Here is a 1,621-nt window from a genome sequence, read left to right on the forward strand (position 1 = left end):
TTTAATATTAATTCCAATATAAAAAAAGCAGCAGGGGTATTATTCATTATCGTATTTGCCACAACGCTGTCTGCTCAGAATGTACCTACAGGTACTGGTGTGCCGGCAGGTACGGCCAACCCGGCTCCAGCTGCTTACACCAACTCCACCATAAATTATGTAAGGACCTGGGAGCCTTCTATGCCTACCAGCGATTCGGCCGCCGTTGTTTCCAGTACGGATGTTAAAGCGGTAAAGCAAACCACTCAATATTTTGATGGTTTGGGCCGTCCTTTGCAAACAGTGAGCAGAGGTATCAGTGGTATAAATAACAGGGACCTGGTGGCCCCTGTTATATATGATCAGTTTGGGAGAGAAGGATTAAAATATCTTCCCTATGTATCCCCCACCAGTGATGGCAAGTTTAAGCTCAATCCTTTCGGTGAACAGCAAACTTTTTCTGGTGCGCAATATCCCGGAGAACAGGTGTATTATGGTGAAACACAGTTTGAAGCCTCTCCCTTAAACCGGGTGTTGAAAACACTGGCCCCTGGCAATAGCTGGGAGGGCAGCGGACGAGGAATAGAAAATAGTTACCAGGTGAATACCACTGCGGATGCTGTTGTGATCTGGAATATGGCGGCAGGAGCTACTATTCCCACACAAAATGGTGTTTATGCTTCAGGACAACTGTTTAAAAATGTGGTAAAAGATGAAGCCGGCAACCGCATAGCGGAATTTAAAGATAAGGAAGGGAAAGTCATATTAAAGCGCGTAGAAATCACGACGGGGGCAGCAGACGGATACATCGGCTGGTTATGTACTTATTATGTGTATGATGATCTGAACAACCTGCGTTTTGTAATTTCTCCCAAAGCAGTGCAGGTCCTTTTAACCAGCTGGGTCATCTCCCAGCAAATAGCAGATGAGCTGTGTTTTCAATATCAGTACGATGGCCGTAACAGGATGATCGTAAAAAAGATCCCGGGCACTACTGCTCCTACAGAAATGGTATATGATGTAAGGGACCGGTTGGTATTTACACGTGATGGTAATTTACTGAGTAAAAACCAGTGGATGGTTATGTTCTACGATGGGCTTAACAGGCCCACCATGACAGCCTTGTACAACGGTATTGCCACTGATACCAGGGATGCGCTGCAAACCCGTATGAATACTGCCACTTCCAATACACAAAACATTCCTTATACTTTTCCGGGAGTGACTGATCTATCGGTGAATAATTATGATAGTCGCCCGCAGTATATTGCTACCAAAAGTGTTACCCTTGAAATGGGTTTTGATACAGGCACCGGGGCAACAACAGAAGTATTAAATGATGCAACTATTATTGCTGGAATTACCACCCTCGCAGCTACCAATCCATTGCCAGGGTTGGATCCATCTACATTAACACCACTTGCTTATACCTTTTATGATGATTACAGTTATACCGGTGTGTTAGCTCCTCAAACAGGGGATTTCAATAAACCCCAGGCAGGCAGTAATCCTTATGCGGAGCCTGTAACTGCAGTAAGTGCCATGATCAAAGGATTGGTAACAGGTACGAAAGCAAGAGTAGTGGGGACTAATAGCTGGTTAACTACTTCTACTTATTATAATGATAAGGGTCGTGTTATAC

The 1,621-nt window shown here is 44.5% G+C and carries 1 protein-coding gene; it reads left to right on the forward strand.

All coding sequences use genetic code 11. The annotated features are described in order from the left end of the window. Nucleotides 1-1,621, forward strand: a 1,621-nt coding sequence (locus tag CLV51_RS29345) for a DUF6443 domain-containing protein (protein WP_245899014.1), incomplete at both ends; no start/stop codon positions are given.

The organism is Chitinophaga niastensis (genome assembly GCF_003014755.1).
GTDB classification, from domain to species: domain Bacteria; phylum Bacteroidota; class Bacteroidia; order Chitinophagales; family Chitinophagaceae; genus Chitinophaga; species Chitinophaga niastensis.